This is a genomic window from Actinomadura sp. KC06, from assembly GCF_004348735.1.
Taxonomy (GTDB): Bacteria; Actinomycetota; Actinomycetes; order Streptosporangiales; family Streptosporangiaceae; genus Spirillospora.
Window position 1 is genome coordinate 48,142 of record NZ_SMKT01000024.1, and the last position, 21,153, is coordinate 69,294.

Consider the following 21,153-nt stretch of genomic DNA (forward strand, 5'->3'; position numbering starts at 1 on the left):
CATGACCCCGTCCTCCAGCCCCCACCCACCGCCATTCAACGGACGAGCTCCGCTCGACAGCCTGGAATCACCCCTCCGACTGTGTGACGCCCGAGACCGAGGGGAAGTTCACCCGACCCTGCGCCCATACGGCGTGTTTTGCCGCACACGCTTCCGTTCGGACGCGTTTGGACCGGAGCACCACCCTAATGCCGTCACGTCCCACAGCGATACGGGCGGGCAACCTGTCACCCAAGCGAAATCGAACGTCCGGCGAACGGGACCTACGGCGTGAAATGGGACAGGATTTCCGGGTTGGCCATCGAGTCGCGGTTGGCGGCCTTGTCGACCGGGGTGCCCTGCAAGATCTTGCGGACGGGGACCTCCAGCTTCTTGCCCGACAGCGTCCGCGGGATGCCGGGGACGGCGTGCACCTCGTCCGGGACGTGCCGTGGCGACAGCGCCGACCGGATCTCGCGCTTCAGCCGTCCGAGCAGGTCGTCGGTGAGGGACGCGCCCTCCGCGAGCTGGACGTACAGCAGCAGCCGCCCCTCCTGGCCGAGCCGCCCGGTGTCGATGACGAGGCTGTCGGCGATCTCCTCGAACGCCTCGACGACGCGGTAGAAGTCGGACGTCCCCATGCGGACGCCGCCGCGGTTCAGCGTCGAGTCGGACCGCCCGTAGATGACGCAGCCGCCGTCCGGGAGGACCTTCACCCAGTCGCCGTGCCGCCACACGCCCGGGTACATGTCGAAATAGGACTCGCGGTACCGCTCGCCGCCCTCGTCGTTCCAGAAGAAGACGGGCATGGACGGCATCGGCTCGGTGAGGACCAGCTCGCCGACCTCGTCCACGACCGGTGCGCCGTCGTCGCCGAACGCCTCCACCTTCGCGCCGAGGCCGCGGCACTGGATGACGCCCGCGCGCAGCGGCAGCAGCGGCGACGGGCCGACGAAGCCGGTGCACAGGTCGGTGCCGCCCGAGAACGAGCCGAGCAGCAGGTTCTCGCCGACCGCCTCGTACACCCAGGCGAACCCCTCGGGCGGCAGCGGCGAACCGGTGGAGCCGATGCCGCGCAGCGCCGACAGGTCGTGTTCCGCGCCGGGACGGCGGCCCTCCTTGGCGGACACCGTGATGTACGGCGCGCCGACGCCCATGTAGGTGACGCCGTTCTCGGCGGCGAGCGTCCACAGGTCGAGCGGGGCGCCGTCGTACATGACGACGGTGGAGCCCACGAGCAGGCCGCCGATGAGGTAGTTCCACATCATCCAGCCGGTCGTGGTGAACCAGAAGAACACGTCCTCCGGGCCGAGGTCCTGGTGGAACGACAGCGCCTTGAGGTGTTCCAGCACGACCCCGCCGTGGCCGTGGACGAGCGGCTTCGGCAGCCCGGTCGTCCCGGACGAGTAGACCACCCACAGCGGATGGTCGAACGGGACGTCCTCGAAGACCAGCTCGTCGTGGCCGGGACGCGGCAGGTCGCCGTAGTGCATGCCGACGCGGAGGCCGTCCGGGGTGGCGGCCGGGTCGAGGTACGGGATCAGGACGGTCGCGGCGAGGGTCGGCAGCGCGGCCTCGATCTCCCCGACGACCTCCCGCCGGCCGAACCGCTTGCCGTTGTAGGCGTAGCCGTCCACGGCGATGAGGACCTTCGGCTCGATCTGCGCGAACCGGTCGATCACCGAGGACGAGCCGAAGTCCGGGGAGCACGACGACCAGATCGCGCCCAGCGATGCCGTGGCCAGGAAGCAGATCAGCGCCTCGGGAATGTTCGGGACGTAAGCCGCCACCCGGTCGCCCTTGCCGACGCCCAGTTGGGCGAGGCCCGCGCGCACCTCGGCCACGTGCAGTGCCAGCTCGCGGTACGTCAGCACGCGGTGCCCGCCCGCCTCCGACCGGAAGATCACCGCGGTTTCGTCGGGGTGCCGCTCGGCCCGGCGCAGCGCGTTCGCGGCGTAGTTGAGCGTCGCGCCGGGGAACCATTTCAGGCCGTCCACCGGCATGGGCCCGCCCGACCGGACCGGGCCGTCGCCGCGCTCGCCGACGACCTGGAAGTAGGACCAGATCGCGTCCCAGAACGCGTCGACCTCCGTGACCGACCAGCGCCAGAGGTCGTCATAGGTCTCGGTGAGGACGCCCCGGTCCCACAGCCAGTGGACGAAGTGGGTCACCCGCGCGTTGGCGACGACCTCCTCCGACGGCTCCCACAGCGGCGAACCTTCGGCGACCTCACGGGACATCTCTCTCCCTCCACTGGCGCGCGGCGATCCCAATATCGGCCGAGGCCGCATACCGCGCAAGTTCCCAGATCGTCCCGAGCGTACGCGTTGGCCGGACGGCGGTCAGATGCGGGTCAGGTCGGCGATGGCGCTGACCACGGCCTTGGTGTCGGCGAGCGTGGCGACGACGCGTTCGGCTCCGGCGGCGCGCAGCTCGGCCTCGGTGGCGCTGCCGGTGGCGACGGCGATGATCGGGGACCCGGCGATGTGCGCGGCCTGGACGTCGCGCGGCGAGTCGGCGATGTAGACGGTGGCGGCCTCGGGGTAGCGGGCGCCGTGCCGCTGCCCGGCGCGGGTGCGGGCGAGCTCCAGGAGGGCGGCCTTGCTGTAGACGCCGTTCTCGTAGCCGCCCGCGTCGAGGTCGAGGTGGGTGGCGAGGCCCAGCTCGGTCACCTTCACGACGGCGTTCGGCTGGACGGACCCGGTGAGCACCGACTGGACGACGCCGGGCACATGGGAGAGCGCCTCGACGGCCTCGCGGGCCCCGGCCAGCACGCGGCCGTGGGCGCGCACGTCGGAGCGGCGGGTCGCGAACGCCTCGGCGAGCGCGTCCATGAAGGCGGGCAGATGGTCGTCGGTGGTGACGACGTCGTTGAACGCGAGGGACTCGAAGATGATCTCGGACTCGGTGCGTCCGGGGGTGGGCGCCAGCCGGACGAGGGGGCGCCCGATGGTCCGCTGGAACGCCTCGGCGTAGGCGTCCCGGGTGACCCGCCCGACGTCGACCAGGGTGTGATCGATGTTCCACAGCACCAGACGGTTGAGCGTCGACATCCCGTTCCCATGCGAGGTTGGACGAGCAGGCGGACGGCGGCCACGGCCGGGCGGCGGCGTCCCCGGCGCCGGCCCGCCCCACCGGAGCGGCGGGGCGAGCTTATCGTCCGGCCTTCCGGGTGCCGTCCGCAACCACGCTCGAGCGGAGCCTCACCTCCGGGTCAGGGGCCCATGTGCGGGTAGCGGTGGTCGGTCGGCGGGACGAGCGTCTCCTTGATGGAGCGGACGCTGGTCCAGCGGGTGAGGTTGAACACCGAGCCGGCCTTGTCGTTGGTGCCGGACGCGCGGGCGCCGCCGAACGGCTGCTGCCCGACGATCGACCCGGTCGGCTTGTCGTTGATGTAGAAGTTCCCGGCCGCGAACCGGAGCGCGTCGGTGGCGGCGGCGATCGCGGCGCGGTCCTCGGCGATGATCGAGCCGGTCAGGCCGTACTCGGACACGCTCTCCATCTGGTGCAGGACGGCGTCGTAGTCGCCGTCGTCGTAGACGTGCACGCCGACGATCGGCCCGAAGTACTCGGTGGTGAAGATCTCGTCGGTCGGGTCGGACGACTCCAGGACGGTCGGCCGCACGAAGTAGCCGGACGAGTCGTCCAGCTCCCCGCCCGTGAGGATCTCGATGGTGTCGACGTCGCGGGCCCGCTCGATGGCGCGGCGGTGCTTGGCGAACGCGCGGTCGTCGATCACCGCGCCCATGAACAGCGACAGGTCTTCCGCGACGTTGCCCATGGTGAGGGACTCGGTCTCGGCGAGGAAGTCGTCCCGCATCCGGGACCAGACGGAGCGCGGGATGTAGGCGCGGGACGCGGCGGAGCACTTCTGCCCCTGGTACTCGAACGCGCCGCGGACGAGTGCCGTCTTGAGGATCGCGGGGTCGGCCGTCGGGTGGGCGACGACGAAGTCCTTGCCGCCGGTCTCGCCGACGATCCGGGGGTAGCCCTTGTAGGCGGCGATGTTCTCGCCGATCGTCCGCCAGAGGTTCTGGAAGGTGGCGGCGGACCCGGTGAAGTGCAGCCCGGCCAGGTCGGGGTGGCGCAGCGCCACGTTCGAGACGGCCTGCCCGTTCCCGGTGACGAGGTTGATCACGCCGGGCGGGAGCCCGGCGGCCTCCAGCACCCGCATCGTGAAGTGCGCGGCGAGCTGCTGCGTCGGGGACGGCTTCCACACCACGACGTTGCCCATCAGCGCGGGCGCGGTCGGCAGGTTCCCGGCGATCGCGCTGAAGTTGAACGGCGTGATCGCGAGGACGAACCCCTCCAGCGGCCGGTATTCGAGCCGGTTCCACACGCCGGGGGACGACAGCGGCTGGATCTCGTGGATCCGCTGCGCGTAGCCGACGTTGAACCGCCAGAAGTCGATCAGCTCGCAGGCCGCGTCGATCTCGGCCTGTTGCACGGACTTGGACTGCCCGAGCACCGTGGCTGCGTTCACCGTCGCCCGCCACGGCCCGGCGAGCAGGTCGGCGGCGCGCAGGAAGATCGCTGCGCGGTCCTCGAACGCCATGGACCGCCATCCGGGCGCGGCCTCCCGCGCGGCGGAGACCGCCTCGGCCACGTCCGGCTCGGTCGCCTCGCCCATCCGGCCGAGGACGTGGCCGTGGTTGTGCGGCTCGACGACGTCGATCGGCGTGCCCGCGCCCATGCGCCGCTCGCCGCCGATCGTCATGGTCAGCTCGGTCTGCCCGCCGCCGAGCTCCTTGATCCTTGCCTCCAGCGCGGCGCGCTCGCCGCTGCCGGGCGCGTAGGTCTTGACCGGCTCGTTCACCGGCGCGGGCACATTGGTGGCGGCGTCCATGACGGCTCCCCTGCGATTCCGACGGCGTTGTCCGATGTGCCGGGACCTACCCGCCCATATGCCGGTCAGTCGAGCAGGTGAGGGAGTTCCTGGGTGGCGTACCAGAGGAGTTCGTGGCCTTCAGCGCCGTCCACGGTGAACCGGGCGTCGTCGTCGCCGGCGTCGGCGGCCGGGAGGGCCTCGGCGGCCGCGGCGATGTCGGCGGCGGCGTTCGCGTCGTCCACATGGCCGGACGCGATCCTCTTCCACGGGACGGCTTCGGAGATCTCGACCTGCGCGCGGTCGTCGTTGGCCAGTCCGGCGTCGCCGCGCGGCCAGGTGACCAGCTGGTCGGGCACTTCGGCGGCCAGGACGACGCGGCGGCGCGGGGCGGCGGGGTCGGCGGCCAGGAGCCGCAGGGAGGCGCGGGCGGCGGCGGACAGCGCCGCGTACTCCAGCTCCTCCAGATCGCCGCCCGCGTACCACTCGCGCAGCGCGGGCGTGACCGCGTGGGCCGCGACCGGCGCGGGGCCGATCTCCTGGGCGGCGCGGACGCCGGCGAGGAGCGTGAGCGTGGACGGCAGGTAGACGCGCATGACGGTCAGCCAGTCTGCCAGACGGTCACGGCAGGACGTTCAACGCGCGCAGTTCGGCGATGGTGGTGTCGGGAGCGGTGTGGTGGATGCCGTGGAGCCCGAGGTCCTCGGCGGCGCGGACGTTGTGCTCGATGTCGTCGATGAAGACGCAGTCGGCGGCGTCCAGGCCGAGGACGGCGAGCGCATGCCGGAAGATCCGCTCGTCGGGCTTGCGGAGGCCGACCTCCGAGGAGATGACGACGGCGTCGAAGACCTCGGCGAACAGGTCGCGGGGGTAGTCGTTGCCCCACGAGTTGGACAGGACGGCCGTACGGGCCCCGGCGGCGCGGGCCGCGCGGAGCGCGTCGTACATGGGCTGGACGGGCGCGAACGCCCCGAACATGCGGGCGATGAGCCCCGCCGCCGGCACCGGCCCGCCGTCGGCGGTGAGCAGCTCGGCGGCGAGGAGCCGCTCGAACTCCGCGGCGGGGAGGCTGCCGTCTTCGAGCCCGTGGATCGGGTTCGTCCCGGCGCCGTCGTACGCCTGCTTCACCCAGGCGCGCATCACGTCCTTGTACCGCTGGACGTCGATGCGCTCGGCGGCGAGCCACACGTCGATCGCCTCGTTGAGAGGGGAGGTCAGGACGCCGCCCCAGTCGGTGATCACAGCTCTGGGCGTCGCGTGTCGTTCATCTCGCACGGCCCGATATTAGGCGATTTCGGACCGCTCCCCGAACCCCGTTCTGCCTTACTCCCCCGTCCGAAAGGCCGCCGGCCCCAACTACCGGCCGGCCCCCGGAACATCGATCAGGCTGATCTGAGCCGCTGCAGAGCCTCCCGCACGCCCCCGTCGGCCTCTTCCAGCACCACCGTCGCGCGTGCCGCGGGCACCTCACCGAGAAGTGAGACGAGCGCCACGCGCGTGTTGCCTCCTGCCTCTGTCAGCGCGTTCTCGCAGGTCCGCGCGTCCATGCCCGTCGCCTCCGTGAGGATGCGGACGAGCCGGGCGCGCAACTTGCCGTTCAGCGCGTTGACGCTGACCATCAGGTTGGAGTAGGTCCGGCCCATCCTGATCATCAGTGTGGTGGAGAAGGAGTTGAGCACGAGCTTGGTCGCCGTGCCCGCCTTCATCCGGGTGGACCCGCTGATCACCTCGGGTCCGGTGGCGAGGCCGATGTGCACCTCCACCTCGTCCCCGTACGGGGTGTGCGGGTTGCAGCTGATCAGCGCCGTGCGGGCGCCGTCGGCGGCGGCGCGCAGCGCGCCCACCACGTACGGCGTGCGGCCGCTCGCCGCGATGCCGACGGCGATGTCGCCGGGCCGGACGTCGCGTGCGTCCCGGCGGCCGAGCTCGACGTCGTCCTCGACGTCGGAGATCGCCTGGGACAGCGCGCCCGGCCCGCCGGCGTGGTGGGCGACCACCCGCCCCCAGATGCCGAACGTGGGCGGCAGCTCGGCGGCGTCGATCACCGCGAGCCGTCCCGACGTGCCCGCGCCGAAGTAGTGCACGCGTCCTCCAGCGCGCAGCGACTCCACGGCGAGGTCCACCAGCCGGGCAACCTCCGGCAGGACGGACGCCACGGCCATCGGAACGGTCGCGTCCTCAGAGTTGATCAGGCGCAGCACCTCCAGGGTGGGGAGTGTGTCGACGTCGAGGGTGCGGGGGTTCCGTCCCTCGGTGGGCAGCTCGCAATCGATCACCGACGCCTCCGGTCGGGTCGCACGGTCCGGCCGCGGACCGCCTCGAATGTGGCTTCCAGGGCCTTGCGGGTCGGCCCGTAGGTGCGCTGCGCCACCCCGACGAAGAGGCAGTCGACCACCGTGAGCTGCGCCAGCCGGCTCGCGGTGGCGCCGGAACGGAAGGTCGTCTCCCGCGCCGCCGTGGTCAGGATCAGGTCGGCCACCTCCGCGATCGGGGACTTGGGGAAGTTGGTGAGCGCCACCGTCTTGGCGCCCCTGCTCTTGGCGACCTCCAGCGCGTCGATGGTCTCGACCGTCGACCCGGTGTGCGAGATGCCGATCGCCACGCTCGTGCTGCCCAGCACCGCGGCGCTGGTGAGCATGATGTGGGCGTCCGCCCACGCCGAGCAGATCCGTCCGATGCGGTGCAGCTTCTGCTGGAAGTCGGCCGCGACGAACGCGCTGGCGCCGACGCCGTAGACGTCGACCCGGTCCGCGGCGACGACCGCGTCCACGACCTGTTCCAGCATCTTGATGTCGAGCTGGGAGGCGGTCTCCTCGACGGCCCGCGCATCGGCGAAGGTCACCTTCTCAACGATCTGTTCCAGGGAGTCGTCGGGACTGATGTCGCTGCCGATGACCCGGCCCCCGGCGGCGCTCTGCGCCCGCCCGGCCTCCGTGGCGAGGGTCAGCCGCAGCTCTGGGTACCCGTGGAACCCGATCGCCCGGCAGAACCGGATGACCGTGGTCTCGGAGGTACCGCACGTCTGCGCGAGTTCGGTGATGGTGGAGTTGGCGACCCCTTCGGGGTCGTCGATGACGCGTTGGGCGACTCGCCGCTCTGCGGGGGGCAGCGAGGGCAGCAGCGAGCGGACCCGGACCACGGTGCTCAGCGGCGTGCTGTCCCGGTCCCGCTCCGGGGCCTGGCCCGCCGCCTGGTCCCGTGGTGAACCGGGCTCCCCCGTGATCCCCCGCTCGGGGCCCTGCTCGAGGCTCCGCTCGGAGCCGATGGGTTTCCTCATGATGGAAATTTTCTTACGCGCAGGATGTCACGTCAACGGTAGAAAAGGCTACGGTCGCCATGTGTTGACCCATTTGGCCGGTCCTTACGTGGTCGGTATCGACGCGGGTGGCACGAAGACCCGCTGCGTCGTGCTGACGCTGGGGGGTGCCCTGGCCGGTTCCGGCACCGGCCCCGGGGCAAATCCCAACTCTGGAGGCGACACCGCTGGGGCGCTGACCACCGCCCTGAGCGAGGCGCTCGGGGACCTTGACCGTACCCTCATCCTCACCGGCGTGTTCGGCATCGCCGGCGCCGGCTCCGCCGGGCGGCCCGCGGCCGTCGCGGCGGCGCGGCAGGCCTGGCAGGCCGTCGGCCTGCGCGGCTCGCCCGCGGTGGTGACCGATATCGCGGTGGCGTTCGCCGCCGGAACCAGCGAGCCCAAGGGCATCGTGGTGTTCTCCGGCACGGGCGCCGGCGCGGCGGTCATCAACGACGGGACGATCGTGCAGCGCGCGGACGGCTACGGCTGGCTCGTCGGGGACGAGGGTTCGGCGGTATGGCTCGGGAAGGAGGCCGTCCGGGCCGCGCTCGCCGCCTACGACGGCCGCGGCTCCCCGACGCTGCTCACCGACTCGGTCCCCCGGGCGCTGCTGGGCGCCACCGTGGTCGCGGAGATCGACGCGGAACGGCGGAGACCCCGCCGACCGAGGGCGCTGGCCATGGCCGGCGCCCCTTCGTCGTCACCGGGCGCCCCGCTGCTGTCGCAGGCCGTCACGCTCTCCTCCGGAGGCGGCACCCCCCTCGGCACCCCCCTCCGGAGCGGCACGGGAACCGCCGTGCTGCTCCCCGACCCCCCTGGCCCGCCGTCCGGCGACGGGCCCGGCCCGCCGCCTGGAAACGGCCGTTACCCGCCGACCGGGAACGTGCCGCATCCGGCGTCCGGAGACGGCCCGGCGGGTCCGCACCGTCCGGCCGGGCCTCCGGGCTCGCACGGGCCGCCGGGACATCCGGGCTCGCACGGCCCGCCCGGCTCGCACGGGCCGCCCGGGCATCCCGGCGGCCACGGGCCGCGCGGCGACCCGGGCGGATACGGCCCGCGGGGCGATCCGGCGCCGCCGGGCCACCCCGAGGTGCCCGGCACCCCGCCCAACCCCCGGCTCGCCCAGGCGATCATCAAGGAGGTGTACGGCCGTCCGCCCGCGGCGCTGGGCCGGCTCGGCCCGGTGGTCGCGGCCGCCGCGGCCGCCGGCGACCCGGTGGCCAGGCGCATCACCGAAGAGGCCGCGCAGTGGCTGCTCCGCGACGTGGACGCGGTGCGCCCGGCCTTGTCCGACCCCAGCGCACCGGTCGTCATGCACGGCTCGGTGCTCCGTGAGGGCCCCGTCGCCGAGGCCGTCCGCACCGGGCTGCGCGACCGCTTCGCCGCGGCGCCGCGCTGCGCGGGCGACGGAGCCGTCGGCGCGGCCGGGATGGCGCTGCGCCGCCTCGGCCACCCCCTGCCCGGCTGAGCTCCCCGCCCGGCCGGACCCGGCACCGGCTGTCCCGTTCCAGCCCGGCCGATCCCGCAAGAGACGGCGTCCAGGCCGTCAGGGTTCATCGCGATGGACCCCACAAGATCCACACCCGTGATCCTGGGGTCCATCGTGATCGTACTGTTACGCGGGGGGCAGTCGTGGAAGGGGTGGCCTGCCGGGTCGACAGCGGGACGGGCGAGCGGTTAACGTCGCGACGTCCGATGCGACCGAGAACCGAGACCATGTCGGGGGGCCTGGTCAGGTGCGTGCTATCCGTCCACTCGCGCTCGCGGCGGCGCTGACCTTGGCGGTCACCGCGGGCTGCGGCGGCGGAGACGACGACCGCGGCGACGGGCCGTGGCCGTCCGGCTCGCGCGGCGCCCAGTCGAAGGATCCGGACGCCTGGATCCCCGGCCACGTCGCGAAGATGAGCCTGGAGGAGAAGGTCGGGCAGCTGTTCGTGACGCGGTTCTCCAGCCGCGCCGACGCCCTGGCCAAGATCAGGAAGTACCGCGTCGGCGGGCTGATCTACTTCCCCGGCAATTTCGGCGCCCCGGCGAAGACGGCCGCGCAGTCGAACGCGCTGCAGAAGGCGTCCAAGATCCCGCTGCTGCTCGGCGTGGACGAGGAGCAGGGCATCGTGTCGCGGACGCCGTTCATCACCGGCTTCCCCGGCAACATGGCGCTCGGCGCGACCGGCAGCCCCGCCGACGCCCGCGCCGCCGCGCAGGTCACCGGCACGGAGCTGCGCGCGGTCGGCATCAACCTGGACTACGCGCCCGACGCCGACGTGAACGTCGACCCGCGCAACCCGGTGATCGGGCTGCGCTCGTTCGGCGCCGAACCCGGCCTGGTGTCGAAGCTGACCGCCGGGGCCGTCGACGGCTACCAGGCCGCCGGGGTCGCCGCGGCGGCCAAGCATTTCCCCGGGCACGGCGACACCGCCACCGACAGCCACACCGGCCTGCCGGTGATCAAGCACACGCGCCCCATGTGGGAGCGGCTGGACGCGCCCCCGTTCCGCGCGGCGATCGGCGCCGGCGTCGACATGGTCATGACCGCGCACATCGTCGTGCCGAAGCTCGACGGGTCGGGCGATCCGTCCACGCTGTCGCGGAACGTCCTGGTCAAGCTGCTGCGCGGCGCGCTCGGCTACAAGGGCGTGATCACGACGGACTCGCTGGAGATGGCGGGCGTGCGGGAGAAGTACGGCGACGCGGCCGTGCCCGTCCGCGCGCTGGAGGCGGGCGCCGACCAACTGCTGATGCCGCCGAGCCTGCCGCGCGCCTACCGGGCGGTGCTGGCGGCCGTCCGGTCCGGGAAGATCCCGGAGAAGCGGCTGGACGGCTCCGTCACGCGCATCCTCCAGCTCAAGCAGCGGCGCGGCCTGTTCCAGGACACCGCCGCCGACCCGGCCAAGGCCGGCGCGGTGATCGGGACGTCCGCGCACAAGGCCATCGCCCGCCAGGTCGCCGAGCACGCGGTCACGCTCGTCCGCAACGACCGGAACGTGCTGCCGCTGAAGGGCAAGAAGGTCGCCGTCACCGGGCCCGCGGGCGGGACGCTGCGCGCGGCGCTGCGCCGCAACGGAATCACGGTGACCTCCCCGGGCTCGGCGGACGTCACCGTCCTGACCACCCTGAACGCGGGCGGGGCCACGGCCGCCAAGGTCCGGGCGCTCGGGTCGAAGCCGGTCGTGGTCGCGGCGCTGGGCCGTCCCTACGACCTGAACTCCGCCAAGGGCGCGGAGGGGGCGCTCGCGACGTACTCGTCCAGCGCGGTGTCGGTCAACGCCCTCGGCCGGGTGCTGAGCGGCGCGGTCAAGCCGACCGGCCGGCTACCGGTGCCCGCGGCCGGCGAGCAGGTCGGCCACGGCCTCGGCTACCGGTAGCCGGAACCCGGGCCACCGGTAGCCGGAGCCCGTCAGATCCCCAGCTCCGCCAGGCCCGGCAGGTGGGCGCGGGCGGCCTCGCGGGCCTGCGCGACGGTGCGGGCGGCACGGGCGGCGGCGGCGGCCTGGCGGCACTCGTCCAGGGTGTGCCGGGCGAGCGCGGCCCGCACCAGCGGAAGGGCCGGCGCGCTCATCGACAGCGACGTCACGCCGAGCCCGACCAGCACGCAGGCGAGCGCCGGGTCGGCGGCGGCCTCGCCGCAGACGCCGCACGGGACGCCCGCCTCGGCGGCCGGGGCGACCAGGTCGAGGATCGCGGGCTGCCACGGGTCCTGGAGATGCGCGAGGCCGCCGACCTGGCGGTCCGCCGCGCACGCGTACTGGGTGAGGTCGTTGGTGCCGATGCTGAAGAACTCGACCTCCGGCGCGATGTCGCGGGCGCGCAGCGCGGCGGCGGGCACCTCGATCATGACGCCGGGATGCGCGATGCCCGCGTCGCGGCAGGCGGCGGCGAAGAAGGCGGCCTCCGCCGCGTCCGTCACCATCGGGGCCATGACCTGCAGCTTCGTGGTCAGGCCGGCGGTGGCGCGGGCCAGCGCGGCGAGCTGGGCGGCCAGGACGTCCGGATACCGGCGCGACATCCGCAGGCCGCGCTCGCCGAGCGCCGGGTTCGGCTCCTCGCCGGGCGGGGGGAGGAACTTGAGCGGCTTGTCGGCGCCCGCGTCCAGCGTCCGGACGACGACGCGGCCCTCCGGGAACACCTCCAGGACGGTCCGGTACGCCGCCTCCTGCTCCTCGTCGGTCGGCGCCTTGTGGCGGTCGAGGAAGAGGAACTCGGTGCGGTACAGGCCGACGCCCTCCGCGCCGTTGGCCCGCGCGGCGTCGACGTCCTTCGGGCCGCCGATGTTCGCCAGCAGCGGCACCTTGTGGCCGTCCTTGGTGGCGCCGGGCCCGGTGGAGTCCTCCAGGGCGGCGGCGCGGGCGGCGGCAGCGGCCCGGGCCGCGGCGACGTCGGCCTCGGACGGGTCGGGACGCACCGTCCCGGCGGCCCCGTCGACGAGGACGCGGGTGCCGTCCGCCAGCGCCGTCGCGCCGGGCAGCGCCACCACGGCGGGGACGCCCATCGTCCGGGCGATGATCGCGGTGTGGCTGGTCGGCCCGCCCTCCTCGGTCACGAACGCGATCACCTGCGCCGGGTCGAGGACGGCCGTGTCGGCGGGCGCGAGATCGCGGGCGACCAGCACGAACGGCTCGTCCGACTCCGGGACGCCGGGCATCGGCAGGCCGAGCAGCCGGGCGAGCGCGCGGTCGCGGATGTCGTCCAGGTCGGTGACCCGGGCCGCCATGTACTCGCCGGCGCCGGCGAGCAGGTCGCGGTAGACGCCGAACGACTCGAACACGGCGCGGGGCGCGGCGACCCCGCGGTCGATCCGGGCGCGGACGTCGTCGGCGAGACCGGGGTCGCGGGCCATCAGCGCCTGCGCGCCCAGCACCTCCTCCCCCATGGGGTTGCCCACCGCGGCGGCGCGGGTGCCGCGTTCCTCCAGCTCGACGGCGACGGCCTCCAGCGCGGCGAGGGCCGTCGCGCGCTCGGCCTCGGCGTCGCCGCCGTGCGTGGACCCGGCGGGCGGCTCGGGGACGGCCCCGGCGATGGTCCGCACCGGCCCGGCGCCGACGCCCGGGCTGACTCCCGCGCCCTGCAGAACCTCCGGCACCGTCAGGACTCCTCGGGCTCCGGGTCGGACAGCAGCTTCTCAAGCTCGTCGAGCAGCTCGTCCGCGCCCGCGCCCTCCGCGGACAGGACGACCTCCTCCCCGTGCCGGGCGTCCAGTCCGAGCACGGCGAGGATGCTCTTGGCGTTCACGGGGGCGCCGCCGGGCTTGCCCACGGTCACGTCCATCGGGGCCTTGGCCGCCGTCTGGACGAAGAGCGCGGCCGGCCGCGCGTGCAGCCCCACCCTCGACTGGATCTTCACATTGCGCTCGGTCACGGCACACTCCTCTTGGCTTAGTTCTGTCCCGATCGGCCTTGGCCATTCCGGCCACGCCCGATGCTCTGCTGGACCTGTCCGAGGCCGCGCACCCGCAGCGCGGGGCCCGGCACGACGTCCACGTCCTTCAAGTCGGCGACCACATGGTCGGCCCCGGCCAGCGCGCCCGCCGGCTGCGTGGTGGCGATGCCCACGCACGTCATGCCGGCGGACTTGACGGCCGCGACACCCGCCGGGGTGTCCTCGAACCCGACCGCGTCCGCCGCCGGGACGCCGAGGTCGCGCGCGGCGGCCAGGTAGCCCTCCGGGTCGGGCTTGCCGGTGACGACGTCCCCGGCGGTCACCACGATGTCCATCAGGCCGCGGACGCCCAGCTCGTCCAGCAGGCCCTCGGCGTACGAGCGTTCCGCCGACGTCACCACGGCGAGCGGGATGCCGTGGTGCGCCAGCGTCCGGACGAGCCCCACCGCGCCGGCGACGGGCGCGACGGCGGGCATCCCCGGCGCCTTCTGGTAGGAGACGACCTGCTCGAACAGCTCCTCGACCGTCCGGCCGGGGAACAGGTGCGCCAGCTCCCCGAGCACTTCGAGCCCGCGGCGCCCCGCGAACGAGGCGATCAGCGCGTCGTCGTGGGGGACGCCGTGCGCGTCGAACAGCCGCGACCACTGGGCGCGGCTGCGCGGCTCGGTGTCGATGAGGGTGCCGTCGAGGTCGAACACCGCGGCGCCCAGCCCGATCATCGCCATCCGATCAGTTCCATGTGAACAGCTCGGCCCCCTTCGTCACCTCACCCGACTCCACGACGTCGGACAGGGCGTCGGCGCCCGCGTCCAGCGCCACGACCGCGCAGACCGGCGAGCGCCCGCCCGCCTCGATCAGGCCCGGGTCCCAGGCGACGACCGGCTGGCCGGACGTCACCTGGTCGCCCTCGGACGCGAGGAGCTCGAACCCCTGGCCCTTGAGCTTGACGGTGTCGATCCCGAGGTGGACGAGCACGCCGTGGCCCTCGCCGTCGACGACGACGTAGGCGTGCGGATGGAGTTTGACGATCGTGCCGGTGACGGGGGCGATGGCGTGGCCGGGGCCGCGCTCGGGGTCGACCGCCGTGCCCGGGCCGACCATGGCCTGGGCGAACACCGGGTCGGGCACGCCGGCGAGGCCGACCACCCGGCCGGAGACCGGTGACAGTACTCGGGTCATCAGCGGGGTCTCCTTAGAGTCGGTCGAATTCGGGGGTGTCTGGTGGGGACGGGGGTTATTCGAGGATGTCCTCGATGTCGCTGGAGAGGGTGTCGGCCTCGGTGCCGACGACGACCTGGACGACGGTGCCGCTGCGCATGACGCCGAACGCGCCCGCCTTCTTCAGCGCGGCCTCGTCGACCTTGCCGGCGTCCTTGACCTCGGTGCGCAGCCGGGTGGCGCAGGGCTCGATCTCGATGATGTTGTCGGCGCCGCCCAGTCCGGCGACGATGGCCTCGGCCTTGTCCATGTTCTTCTCCTCGTCGGGGTGGGCCCGGGTCCGGCTCTCGTCGCCCCGGGCGTTGCAGGGGGTTTGTCTTAGTCTGTCTGGGTGACCTTGTTCAGGCCACGGGGCACGTCCGGGTCGATGCCGAGCCGGCGGGCCAGGTTCTCGACCAGGATCTGGCCGGGAACGATGAGGCCGAGCGGGGCCGTCCACTCGGGGAGGGCGGGGCCGGGCAGCGCCGCCGAGCACGCCGCCGCGAGGTCGGGGCCGCCGCCGACGCCGTAGGCGCGGGCGCCCGCGCTCTCGACCCGCCTGGCCAGCGCGACCGTGCCGGCCAGCGTCGGTCCCGAGTCGGCGGCGACGAGCAGCGCGGGGGTCTGCGCGTCGACGACCGCGATCGGGCCGTGCAGCAGGTCGGCGTACGAGAGGCCCATCGCGTGCAGGTAGCACGCCTCCTTGATCTTCAGCGCGAGCTCCAGCGCGGTGCCGAACGCGATGCCGCGCCCGGACACGACCGTGCCCGGCACCTTCGCCAGCTCCTCGACGATCTCGGGCAGCGCGGCCGACTCCTCGGTCAGCGCGATCATCCGGGCGACCTCGTCGGGGACGCGGCGCAGGTCGGCTTCAGCGACGTCCGCTCCCAGGCCGAGGGCCAGCACCGACAGCGCGGCGAGCTGGGTGGTGTAGGTCTTGGTGGCGGGGACGGCGATCTCGTCGCCGGCCTCCGTGAGCAGGGCGACCTCGGCGATCTCGGCCAGCGGCGAGCCCGCGCCGTTGGTGACGGCGACCGTCCTGGCGCCGCAGTCGCCGGCCCAGCCGAGGGTCTCGACGATCTCCTCCGTCTTGCCGGACTGGCTGATCGCCACGGCCAGCACGCCGGACAGGTCCAGCTTGCGCTTGTAGGTCGTCGCGATCGACGGCGCGGCGAGCGTGGCCAGCCGTCCGGCGTGCGATTCGACCAGGTAGCGGCCGTACACCGCGGCGTTGTCGGACGACCCGCGCGCGATGAACAGCACCTGCCGCGTCTCGCGGGCGAGCGCCCCGAGGTCGGGGGTGCGCGGCAGCAGCGCGTCGATCGTCCGGCGCAGCGCGTCCGGCTGCTCGCCGATCTCGGCGCGCATCAAACTCGTCATGATCCCCCTCCGAAGACTTCCTGCCCGTTGACCCACGTCGTACGCGCCCGGTGGTCCGGCCCCAGCCAGACCAGGTCGGCGGCGGCGCCGGGGGCGATCCGGCCGAGATCGGGACGGCCGATCAGGTCGGCCGGGACGCGGGTCGCGGCGTCCACCGCCGTGACCGTGTCGATGCCGATGCGGACGGCGTTGCCGACCGCGTCGTCCAGCCGGAGGCCGGATCCGGCCAGCGTGCCGTCGGCGCGCAGCGGCGGGCCCTCCGCGGGCATGGTGATGGGCTCGCCGCCGAGCTCGTACGTGCCGGGTGGCATGCCCGCCGCCGAGGCCGCGTCGGTGACGAGCACGACCCGTCCCGGCGCGGCCCGGAACACCAGCTCGGCCACCTTCGGCGCGACGTGGTGCAGGTCGAGGATCAGGCCGGGGCTCAGCCGGTCGTCGATGAGCGCCTGGACGGCGACGCCCGGGTCGCGGTGGTGCACGCCGGTCTGCGCGTTGAAGATGTGGGTGACCTTGCGGGCCCCCGCGTCGGCGGCGACGGCGACCTGGTCGGCGGTCGCGTCGCTGTGCCCGACGCTGACCACCACACCGGCCTCGGTGAGCGTGCGGATCGCGTCGAGCGCGCCGTTCCGCTCGGGCGCGAGGGTGACGAGCTTGACCAGCCCGGTCTCCAGCAGCGTCTCGATCGCGCCGGGCTCCGGGTCGGTGAGGTGGACGGCGTTGTGCGCGCCCTTGCGCTTCTCCGACAGGAACGGTCCTTCGAGGTGGACGCCGAGGACGCGCGTCCCGTCCGGGAGGTTCGGGAGGAGGTCGCGGGCGCGGCGGAGGGCGGCGGCCTGCGTCGCGACGGGGGCGGTGATGAACGTGGGGAGGAACGCGGTCACGCCGGTCTCGGGGAGGCGGGACACGACGGTGTGCCAGCCCGCCTCGTCGGCGTCCACCATGTCGTGGCCGAAGAAGCCGTTGACCTGGATGTCGACCAGGCCGGGGGCGAGCAGCCCGTCCCGGAGGTCGCGGTCGGGGGCGCCGAGCGTGGCGGGCGGACGTCCCCCGCCCGCCTCGACGATCACACCGTTCTCGGCCCGGACGTATCCCGGGGAGAGGACGCGGGTAGGACTGCCCGCGGGGGTAATGATCATGTTGGAGGCCGTGATCAGTAGTGATGCCATGTATGAGCACTCTCTGTGACACGACGATCGCTGGTCGTAAACGCCCGGTCCAACTGGTCTAGTCCGGACTAGACCAGTACGCACCATACTCCACGAATCGGATGAAGATGAAGATGCGGGCCCGAACTCGTCCGGTATCGGCTGCGGGAAAAGCCGCCGGTCCGGAAGGTGATCACTCATGAGCACCACGGCCGCCGTCGGCGGCGGTGGCGGGCGCGGCGGCCTCGGCGGCGCCTGGTCGTCGACGTTCGCGGTGCTGCAGCGGATCGGCCGGAGCCTCATGCTGCCGATCGCCGTCCTGCCCGCCGCCGGGATCCTGCTCCGCCTCGGCCAGGACGACCTGCTCGGCGTGGACGGCCTCGGCTGGAACCGCGTCGCCGAGGTGTTCGCCGCGGCGGGCGGGGCGCTGCTGGACAACCTCCCGATCCTGTTCGCGGTCGGCGTCGCCATCGGCTTCGCCAAGAAGTCCGACGGCTCCACCGCGCTCGCCGCCGTCGTCGCCTACCTGGTCTTCGACCGCGTCTCGAAGGTGATGTTCTCCCACACCAGCGAGCTGAAGGGGACGGTCGTCCAGAAGGTCCAGCAGGAGGACGGCAGCCTGGAGGAGGCGGTCGGCTACGGGCTGACGAACCCGACGCAGGTCCTCGGCGGCATCGTCGTCGGGGTCATGGTCGCGCTGCTCTACCAGCGGTTCTACCGGATCAAGCTGCCGTCCTGGCTGGCGTTCTTCGGCGGCCGGCGGTTCGTGCCGATCGTCAGCGCCGCCGCCGCGCTCGCCCTCGGGGTGGTCTTCGGGTTCGTGTGGCCGACGCTCGGCGGCTGGATCGACAGCTTCGGCGACTGGATCACCGGCGCGGGCGCGTTCGGCGCGGGCGTCTACGGCGTCGCGAACCGGCTGCTGCTGCCTTTCGGCCTGCACCACATCCTGAATTCGCTCATCTGGTTCGTGTTCGGCAGCTACGAGGGGCCGGACGGCACCGTCCACGGCGAGATCAACCGCTACCTGGCCGGGGACCCGAACGCCGGGACGTTCCTCGCCGGGTTCTTCCCCGTCCTGATGTTCGGCCTGCCCGGCGCGGCCCTCGCCATCTGGCGCGCGGCTCCCCCGCACCGGCGCGGCGCCGTCGGCGGCCTGATGTTCTCGGCCGCGCTCACCGCGTTCGTCACCGGGGTGACGGAGCCGATCGAGTTCTCGTTCATGTTCGTCGCGCCCGTCCTGTACGGCATCCACGTCGTGCTGACGGGCGTGTCCCTGGGCCTGCTCGCGGCGGCGGACGCGCAGCTCGGCTTCAGCTTCTCCGCCGGGCTGATCGACATGCTGCTGAACGCGACCAAGAGCAACACCCGGCATCTCTGGATGGTGATCGCACTGGGGGTGGTCTACTTCGTGCTGTATTACGCGATCTTCACTTTCGTGATCAAGCGGTTCAACCTGCCGACGCCCGGACGGGAGCCGGAAGAGGACATGCCGCCGGAGGCCCGGCCGGACGGGCCCTCAGAACGGGCTCCCTGACCTGGGAGTACGTCGATCATGGTCGCGTCCCGGCGTGACCCGGTCGTTACGAATTCGTGCATTGACATGCCTTTCGGTCCTGTGGTCTAGTCCGGCCTAGACCAGTCCGAACCAAATCCAATATCCCTGTAGGCCCACCAACCAACCCCAACCGTCGAAACCCGGCGAATCCCATCGATCCGGCCCCCGGCCATCGAGGAAACCCCCGTGACGACAATCGACCCGCACAGTCCGGTACCGAAGTACTTCCAGCTCCGCGCGATCCTGCTCGACCTCATCGAGAGCGCGGAACTGCCCGTCGACGCCCCGATCCCGTCGGAGCGCGAGCTGTGCGTCCGGTACGGGCTGTCCCGCATGACCGTGCGGCAGGGCGTCGACCAGCTCGTCTCCGAGGGCCGGCTGTACCGCGTCCCGGGCAAGGGCACCTTCGTGGCCCGGCCCAAGATCGAGATGCCGCTGCGGCTCGTCTCGTTCACCGAGGACATGCTGAGCCGCGGCCTGCGTCCCGGCGCGATAGACCTGGACCGGCGGACCGTCTACGCGGACGCCCGCCTCGCCCGGGTCTTCGAGGTCGAACCGGGAACCGAGATCCATGTCATCGAACGCCTGCGCACCGCGGACGGCGAGCCGATGGCCCTGGAACGTGCCCACATCCTCGCCTCGCTCGCTCCCGACCTACTCGACCGCCGCCTCGCGGATCGCTCTCTGTACGGCGTCCTCGAAGCGGTGTACGGTCTCGTCTTCGACGCGGGCGATCAGACAATCGACGCAAGTCTGGCCGACGCCGCGGACGCCAGGCATCTGCAAATCCCAAGGGGCAGTGCAGTGCTGCTCCTCCAACGCCGCTCGTACACCGGTGGTGTGTGTGCGGAGCTGGGCGTGTCGACCTACAGGGCGGACCGCTACCAGATCCACACGGCACTCGGAAATCCCCCGCCGCCCCAGTCCTGATCCCCCAGCCCCTACACCTGAGAACTCCTGGATCCCCTGAGGAGGAACCTCACGATGACCGCCACGACAGTGGACAACACACCACGCAGAGGGTCGAGCATCCTCGCGCAGCTGCAGCGCATCGGTCGCAGCCTCATGCTGCCGATCGCCGTCCTGCCCGCCGCGGCACTCCTGCTGCGTTTCGGACAGCCCGACATGCTCGGCAAGGACGGCCTCGAATGGAACCGGGTCGCCGAGGTCGTCGGCGAGGCCGGGAACGCGCTGTTCGCCGCCCTGCCGCTGCTCTTCGCCGTCGGTGTGGCGATCGGTTTCGCCAAGAAGTCGGACGGCTCCACCGCGCTCGCCGCGGTCGTCGGCTACCTGGTCTTCGACCGCGTCTCGAAGATCATGTTCTCGCACTCGGACGAGCTCAAGGGCAACGTCACGATCACCAAGGTCGTCGACGGCCAGCCGGCGCCGGCCATCGACTGGGGCGCCACGAACCCCACCCAGGTGCTCGGCGGCATCCTGATGGGCGTCGTCGCCGCGCTGCTCTACCAGCGCTACTACCGGATCAAGCTGCCGACCTGGCTCGCGTTCTTCGGCGGCCGCCGGTTCGTGCCGATCGTCACCGCCTTCGCGGGCCTGCTGCTCGGCATCCTGATCGGCTTCCTCTGGCCGGTGCTCGGCAACTGGCTCACCGAGTTCGGTGAGTGGATCACCGGCGCGGGCGCGGCCGGAGCCGGCATCTACGGCATGATCAACCGGCTGCTCATCCCGTTCGGCCTGCACCACATCCCGAACTCGCTCATCTGGTTCGTCTTCGGCACCTACGAGGGCCCGGACGGCGCCGTCCACGGCGAGATCAACCGCTACCTGGCCGGCGACCCGGACGCGGGCGGCTTCCTCGCCGGGTTCTTCCCCGTCCTGATGTTCGGCCTGCCCGGCGCGGCCCTCGCCATGTGGCGCGCCGCCCCCGCGCACCGGCGTCCGGCGGTCGGCGGCATCATGCTGTCGGCGGCGCTCACCGCGTTCGTCACCGGCGTCACCGAGCCGATCGAGTTCGCGTTCATGTTCGTCGCGCCCGTCCTGTACGGCGTGCACGTCGTCCTCACCGGCATCTCGATGGCGGTCCTGGAGGCCGCCGGGGCCCAGCTCGGCTTCGGCTTCTCCGCCGGCGGCATCGACCTGCTGCTGAACGCGACGAAGGACAACACCGAGCAGCTACCGCTCATCCTCGGATTGGGCGTCGTGTACTTCTTCGTCTACTACTTCATCTTCAAGTTCCTGATCGTGAAGTTCAACTTCGCGACTCCGGGACGCGAACCGGAAGGCGAGGAGTCCACGGCCGTCGACCCCGCGGCCGATCCGGAAATGGCCGGCGGCAGCACGAGGGGGGACGCGCAGGGCTCGCCCGCCAGCTGACCCTCCCGGGGGGCGCCGCGAGCCCCTCACTAGCGCGGCGCCCCCACCCCGGGCCGGCCCTGTC

18 protein-coding genes and 1 pseudogene are annotated in these 21,153 nt (G+C 72.6%); 5 read left to right on the forward strand and 14 right to left on the reverse strand.

Annotated features, from left to right (window positions below):
• Positions 1-263: 263 nt before the first annotated feature.
• The 7 genes from E1287_RS10925 to E1287_RS10955 form a co-directional block, all read right to left on the reverse strand.
• Positions 264-2,219, reverse strand: coding sequence for an acetoacetate--CoA ligase (locus E1287_RS10925; RefSeq protein ID WP_131964763.1), 1,956 nt, complete (start codon positions 2,217-2,219; stop codon positions 264-266).
• A 102-nt stretch (positions 2,220-2,321) separates the two neighbouring features.
• Positions 2,322-3,032: a haloacid dehalogenase-like hydrolase gene (locus tag E1287_RS10930; protein WP_131964764.1), complete on the reverse strand. Its 711-nt coding sequence runs from the start codon at positions 3,030-3,032 to the stop codon at positions 2,322-2,324.
• A gap of 161 nt (positions 3,033-3,193) precedes the next feature.
• Positions 3,194-4,825, reverse strand: coding sequence for an L-glutamate gamma-semialdehyde dehydrogenase (gene pruA, locus E1287_RS10935; RefSeq protein WP_131964765.1), 1,632 nt, complete (start codon positions 4,823-4,825; stop codon positions 3,194-3,196).
• A 65-nt stretch (positions 4,826-4,890) separates the two neighbouring features.
• Positions 4,891-5,400, reverse strand: coding sequence for a hypothetical protein (locus tag E1287_RS10940; RefSeq protein ID WP_131964766.1), 510 nt, complete (start codon positions 5,398-5,400; stop codon positions 4,891-4,893).
• Positions 5,401-5,425: 25 nt separating this feature from the next.
• Entirely contained in the window at positions 5,426-6,079 is a 654-nt protein-coding gene (locus E1287_RS10945) for an HAD family phosphatase (RefSeq protein ID WP_243718836.1), read from the reverse strand.
• Positions 6,080-6,186: 107 nt separating this feature from the next.
• Entirely contained in the window at positions 6,187-7,080 is an 894-nt protein-coding gene (locus tag E1287_RS10950) for an N-acetylmuramic acid 6-phosphate etherase (protein WP_131964767.1), read from the reverse strand.
• Positions 7,077-8,081 (reverse strand): MurR/RpiR family transcriptional regulator, encoded by a 1,005-nt coding sequence (locus E1287_RS10955; protein WP_243718838.1) that lies wholly within the window; start codon positions 8,079-8,081, stop codon positions 7,077-7,079. Before E1287_RS10955 ends, E1287_RS10950 begins: the two co-directional genes overlap by 4 nt.
• 61 nt (positions 8,082-8,142) lie before the next feature.
• Between E1287_RS10955 and E1287_RS45540 the strand changes: the two genes are divergently transcribed.
• Together E1287_RS45540 and E1287_RS10970 are read left to right on the forward strand one after the other, a co-directional pair.
• Positions 8,143-9,570, forward strand: a complete 1,428-nt coding sequence (locus tag E1287_RS45540) for a BadF/BadG/BcrA/BcrD ATPase family protein (protein ID WP_243718840.1) — start codon at positions 8,143-8,145, stop codon at positions 9,568-9,570.
• 268 nt (positions 9,571-9,838) lie between these two features.
• Positions 9,839-11,467 (forward strand): glycoside hydrolase family 3 protein, encoded by a 1,629-nt coding sequence (locus E1287_RS10970; RefSeq protein WP_207934133.1) that lies wholly within the window; start codon positions 9,839-9,841, stop codon positions 11,465-11,467.
• A gap of 32 nt (positions 11,468-11,499) precedes the next feature.
• Here the strand turns inward: E1287_RS10970 and ptsP are convergent, their stop codons facing one another.
• The 7 genes and pseudogenes from ptsP to nagA all read right to left on the reverse strand — a co-directional run bounded on the left by ptsP (position 11,500) and on the right by nagA (position 17,221).
• Positions 11,500-13,188 carry a phosphoenolpyruvate--protein phosphotransferase gene (gene ptsP / locus E1287_RS10975; RefSeq protein ID WP_207934135.1) on the reverse strand — a complete coding sequence of 563 codons (1,689 nt, stop codon included), beginning with the start codon at positions 13,186-13,188 and terminating at the stop codon, positions 11,500-11,502.
• A complete protein-coding gene (locus tag E1287_RS10980) occupies positions 13,185-13,457 on the reverse strand; it encodes an HPr family phosphocarrier protein (RefSeq protein ID WP_131964769.1) in 273 nt (90 codons plus the stop codon). Before E1287_RS10980 ends, ptsP begins: the two co-directional genes overlap by 4 nt.
• Before the next feature lie 17 nt (positions 13,458-13,474).
• The gene (locus tag E1287_RS10985) at positions 13,475-14,203 is read right to left on the reverse strand and encodes an HAD family phosphatase (protein ID WP_243718842.1); all 729 of its coding nucleotides are present in this window, start codon (positions 14,201-14,203) and stop codon (positions 13,475-13,477) included.
• Positions 14,204-14,207: 4 nt separating this feature from the next.
• Positions 14,208-14,657, reverse strand: a complete 450-nt coding sequence (locus tag E1287_RS10990; RefSeq protein WP_131964770.1) for a PTS glucose transporter subunit IIA — start codon at positions 14,655-14,657, stop codon at positions 14,208-14,210.
• A 55-nt stretch (positions 14,658-14,712) separates the two neighbouring features.
• Positions 14,713-14,952: pseudogene (locus E1287_RS46590) on the reverse strand (glucose PTS transporter subunit EIIB); the annotation flags it as partial.
• Positions 14,953-15,014: 62 nt separating this feature from the next.
• The gene (locus tag E1287_RS11000; protein ID WP_131964772.1) at positions 15,015-16,055 is read right to left on the reverse strand and encodes an SIS domain-containing protein; all 1,041 of its coding nucleotides are present in this window, start codon (positions 16,053-16,055) and stop codon (positions 15,015-15,017) included.
• Positions 16,052-17,221 (reverse strand): N-acetylglucosamine-6-phosphate deacetylase, encoded by a 1,170-nt coding sequence (nagA, locus tag E1287_RS11005; RefSeq protein WP_131964773.1) that lies wholly within the window; start codon positions 17,219-17,221, stop codon positions 16,052-16,054. Before nagA ends, E1287_RS11000 begins: the two co-directional genes overlap by 4 nt.
• Before the next feature lie 178 nt (positions 17,222-17,399).
• Here nagA and E1287_RS11010 point away from each other — a divergent pair, with 178 nt between their 5' ends.
• The 3 genes from E1287_RS11010 (at position 17,400) to E1287_RS11020 (ending at position 21,089) form a co-directional block, all read left to right on the forward strand.
• Positions 17,400-18,734, forward strand: coding sequence for a PTS transporter subunit EIIC (locus E1287_RS11010; RefSeq protein ID WP_131964774.1), 1,335 nt, complete (start codon positions 17,400-17,402; stop codon positions 18,732-18,734).
• Between the two features lie 207 nt (positions 18,735-18,941).
• The gene (locus E1287_RS11015; RefSeq protein ID WP_131964775.1) at positions 18,942-19,685 is read left to right on the forward strand and encodes a GntR family transcriptional regulator; all 744 of its coding nucleotides are present in this window, start codon (positions 18,942-18,944) and stop codon (positions 19,683-19,685) included.
• Positions 19,686-19,739: 54 nt separating this feature from the next.
• Positions 19,740-21,089 (forward strand): PTS transporter subunit EIIC, encoded by a 1,350-nt coding sequence (locus E1287_RS11020; protein WP_131964776.1) that lies wholly within the window; start codon positions 19,740-19,742, stop codon positions 21,087-21,089.
• Positions 21,090-21,153: the final 64 nt, after the last annotated feature.